This window comes from Planctomycetota bacterium (genome assembly GCA_038746835.1).
Lineage (GTDB): Bacteria > Planctomycetota > Phycisphaerae > Tepidisphaerales > Tepidisphaeraceae > JBCDKH01.
Genome location: JBCDKH010000262.1, coordinates 1 through 3,684 on the forward strand (window position 1 = coordinate 1; position 3,684 = coordinate 3,684).

At 65.0% G+C, this 3,684-nt stretch carries 4 protein-coding genes; 2 read left to right on the plus strand and 2 right to left on the minus strand.

Features of this window, described 5'->3' with window-relative positions; translation table 11 throughout:
• On the plus strand, positions 1-382 hold a 382-nt coding region (locus tag AAGI46_16265), incomplete at its 5' end, for an enoyl-CoA hydratase-related protein (GenBank protein MEM1013761.1).
• Positions 383-441: 59 nt separating this feature from the next.
• A complete protein-coding gene (locus AAGI46_16270; protein ID MEM1013762.1) occupies positions 442-1,902 on the plus strand; it encodes an aldehyde dehydrogenase family protein in 1,461 nt (486 codons plus the stop codon).
• Here AAGI46_16270 and AAGI46_16275 read toward each other — a convergent pair.
• Together AAGI46_16275 and AAGI46_16280 are read right to left on the minus strand one after the other, a co-directional pair.
• Positions 1,890-3,260: a BNR-4 repeat-containing protein gene (locus AAGI46_16275; protein MEM1013763.1), complete on the minus strand. Its 1,371-nt coding sequence runs from the start codon at positions 3,258-3,260 to the stop codon at positions 1,890-1,892. The two genes, AAGI46_16270 and AAGI46_16275, sit on opposite strands and share 13 nt — an antisense overlap.
• Positions 3,257-3,625: a cupin domain-containing protein gene (locus AAGI46_16280; protein MEM1013764.1), complete on the minus strand. Its 369-nt coding sequence runs from the start codon at positions 3,623-3,625 to the stop codon at positions 3,257-3,259. The genes AAGI46_16275 and AAGI46_16280 overlap by 4 nt, the downstream gene beginning before the upstream one ends.
• Positions 3,626-3,684: the final 59 nt, after the last annotated feature.

The window sequence follows — 3,684 nt, forward strand, 5'->3', positions numbered from 1 at the left end:
GATCAAGCTCGGACTCATGCCAGGCAATGGCGGCGTCGCGAGGCTGGTCCGACGTGTTGGCCGGAGTCGTGCGCTGCTACTCACGTCGACCGGACGATCCATCACGCCGAGCGAAGCACACGGCATCGGACTCGTCGACGATCTCTGCGACGCCGCTGCGTTCGACGAGCAGCTGAAGACCTTCGCATCAGGTCCTCGCGAAGCGATCGCCGCCCTCAAGCGGACCGGCGCTTCGGCAGAGTCGCTGTCCCTGTCGCAGGCCCTGGCGTTCGAGGCGGAGCAGGCAGACGCGTTGGCCGCGACGCCCGACGCGGTCGAAGGCGCCGCCGCATTCGCAGAGAAGCGTCCGCCCGTCTTTGCTCGCGACAGACGCGTCGGCTGATGACGGCTCGTGTATCATCTGGGCCAGCTCCCTGAAACTTGACCAAGAAAGCCAAGGCGATGACCACCACCGCTACCGACCTGAAGCACTACCGCGGCTACATCAACGGCCAATGGATCGACGGCGACGGGCACGAACGCCTTGAAGTCGAAAACCCCGCCAACGGCCAGGCCTGGGCGACCGTCACGATCAACACGCCCGAGGAGATCGAGACCGCGCTGGAGACCTCCGCAGTCGCTCAGAAAAAGTGGGCCGCCCTTCCGGCGATCGCCAGAGCAAAGTACCTGCACGACATCGCCAGACGCATCCTCGCAGAGCGCGATCACCTGGCCCGGCTGCTGGTCCAGGAACAGGGCAAAACACTCGCCGAAGCAGGCTTCGAAGTCGACGACACTGCGAACTACATCGTGTATGCCGCTGAGGCTGCGCGGCGGCTGCAGGGTGAGATTCTGCCCGGCGATCAGGCAGGTGTCTCACTGCGCATCCATCGCGTGCCGTTCGGCGTGACGCTGGGCTTGTGCGCGTACAACTATCCGCTCGCGCTCATCGGTCGCAAGATCGGTCCAGCCCTGGTCACGGGCAACACGATGATCATCAAGCCGCACGAGGCCACGCCCGTGACGGCGAGCGAGTTCTGCCGCATCTGCGACGAAGCCGGCCTGCCGCCTGGCGTCATCAACCTCGTCACAGGCGACGCAATGGCCGGGGCGAAGATGGTGTCCGACTTCCGCACGCGACTCGTCACCGTCACCGGAAGCGTCCGGGCCGGTCAGGCCATCATGAAGGGCGCGGCCGACAATCTGACGGCCGTTTCACTCGAGCTTGGTGGGAAAGCACCGTTCATCGTCATGGACGACGCAGACGTCGACAAGGCCGCCCAAGCAGCGGTGACGGCGCGGTTTGCCAACTGCGGCCAGGTCTGCATCTGCAGCGAAGTCGCCATGGTGCACGAGAAGGTGGTCGATCGCTTCACCGACAGAGTCCTCGAGCTGACGAAAAAGATTCGCGTCGGCGACCCGATGGAAGCCGTCGACATGGGGCCGTCCGTCACGGCCGGCGGAGTCGATCGCATGGGCAGTCTGATTCGCCAGACCGTCGACGCGGGTGCCGAGGTCGCGCTCGGTGGTGATCGACCGTCGGGCAACGGGTTTGATCGCGGCAACTGGTTTGCGCCGACCGTGCTTCGCGGCGTGCGTGGCAACCACGCCGTCGTGGAAGAGGAGATCTTCGGCCCGGTGCTTCCGATCATGTCCGTCGGCAGCTTGGACGAAGCCATCGCCGAAACGAACAAGAGCGACGTCGGCCTTTCGGCCTACCTCTGGACCGACGACTACCGCGCTCACGAGGAAGCGATCAACACGCTCGAAGTCGGCACCATCTTCATCAACCAGGGCATCAGCGGCTTCGTTCAGGGCTATCACAACGGCCACAAGCGCTCCGGCCTCGGCGGCGAAGATGGCGTGCATGGCCTTGAAGGCTACATGCAGAAGCGAACGGTTTACCTCAACTACGCACGCTGATCTGCGGGCTCGCGTAGTTCGTTCTTCAGGCAGACGTCGAGCTCGTAGTCCTCAAAATTGTTCAGCTTGCCGCTTGTCCACAGGATGTGACGAACGCCGTCCTCGCTCGACGGAATCAGTGGCCGCAGATTGTCGAACGTGGAGTCCGCGGTGAGTGCCTGCCACGACCAAGACGCCCCGTCGTCGTCAGTCCGGCCACGCCAAAGCTCCCAGTGCCGCTGTCCGTCGGTCGAGGAGATCAGCGGCTCGCCGCTGACCGGGTGGGCGTTGGTTGAGATAACAACGACGTTGGTGTCGCCGGGATCGATGGCGGCGAGCCCCGTGTAGTCGGTCTCCCGCGGAAAGAGCCGCGTGCCGGCGTGGGCGATCTCGTGGGAATGCCATCGCACGCCGTCGAACCTCGCGTACCAGTAACGCAGGTCGTCGCCCTTCGATGCGGCATCAGGTCGGCCACGTGCGTCGCCGTCGTTGACGCGAACCGAAAAGAGCGTGCGAGGCAACGCGTCGGCGTCGAGGCAGAGGTCGACCGTCCACGCAATTCGCTGGGCCGACCCTACGAACACACGGGTGAAGGACTGCGGCGTGAGAGCACACGTTGACTCACCCTCCGTCACGGTCGACAGCACGGCACCGTCCGAGCTGTGGAGTCGGCCGTCGCGGTAGAACCCGTGGTAGATCGAGTTGTCGTATGCGCGAGGGTGGTCCTCGGTCGTGACGAAGTGGATCGTGTCGTGTCGGTTGCTCGTGTAGCGGACGTACGGCCGAGCGCCGTCGATGCCGGAGTACTTCGGGTCGTCGACAAAGTCGCTGCGTTCCCAGCAAAACAAACGCCACCCGTGACGCCACGTCTCGCCGGCATCGTCGGAAATGGTGCAGTTCGGGTTGCGAGCAATCGTGCGTGAGAAGTTGTACAGGCGGCCGCTTTCGGCGGGCAGTCGGTAGAGGTTCGAGTACGTGTAGCCGGTGCCGACGTCCATGGTGTGCTCGTCCGTCCAATCGTCGAACGCGCCGGGCGACACCGTTCGTCGCCATCTCATCATCTGGTCAGAGGCGTGCTTCCCGTAGACGGCGAGCACGTTGCCATCCGGGCGTTCGTGAAGACCGGCGACGTCGTGGTCGTCACGCTCGAACCGTCCGTGGAGCTTGAAATGCTCGGTCTCGCCCGTCGAAAGCTGGTGGGCCGTCGCCCAAAGATCGCCGGCCTCGCGCCCGTGGCCATCGCTGCCCGAGATGGTCGTGAAGACGATCATGCCGTCGCGCGTCACGATCGCGCGTGGGCCCTGATACCAGCACCAGCCGCCGTTGCGGTGGATGACTTGGACATCGCCCGACGCCTCGGCCGCAACGTTTTCGTTCATGCCGGTTTGACGAAGAGCAGGCGAAGCGGCTCCGACTCGACACGCCAGGCGTGCGGCGTGTCCGGCTCGAACGTCAGCAGATCGCCAGCCGCAACGCGCACGCTGCCGACTTCGTTGCCAGCCGCGTTGCCGTAGGCGAGCGTGCCGCTGCCCGCTAGCACCTGGCCGAACCAACGATCGGGAGACGCGTGCATCGAAAACTCCTCCGCTCCGGCCTCGGCGTCGAGCAGCACGGTCGAGACCCCGGCTGTGTCGAGCGTGCGGATGATCCAGCCGCGCGGGGCGAGCGGTGTGGCGTCTGGAGCGGCATTGGTCTCGACGACGGCCGCGCCGTTGTCGACCTCGATGTGGAAGTGTCGGGCCATGATTCTCCTCGCGAGCGTCGGGCGGCGTTTCCTCGTCTTCCCCCGCGGGACACTTTACA

Excerpts from the sequence above, each read along its gene's own strand:
- AAGI46_16280 (MEM1013764.1), bottom strand. The coding sequence starts at position 3,625 with ATGGCCCGACACTTCCACATCGAGGTCGACAACGGCGCGGCCGTCGTC.
- AAGI46_16275 (MEM1013763.1), bottom strand. The coding sequence starts at position 3,260 with ATGAACGAAAACGTTGCGGCCGAGGCGTCGGGCGATGTCCAAGTCATC.
- AAGI46_16270 (MEM1013762.1), top strand. The coding sequence starts at position 442 with ATGACCACCACCGCTACCGACCTGAAGCACTACCGCGGCTACATCAAC.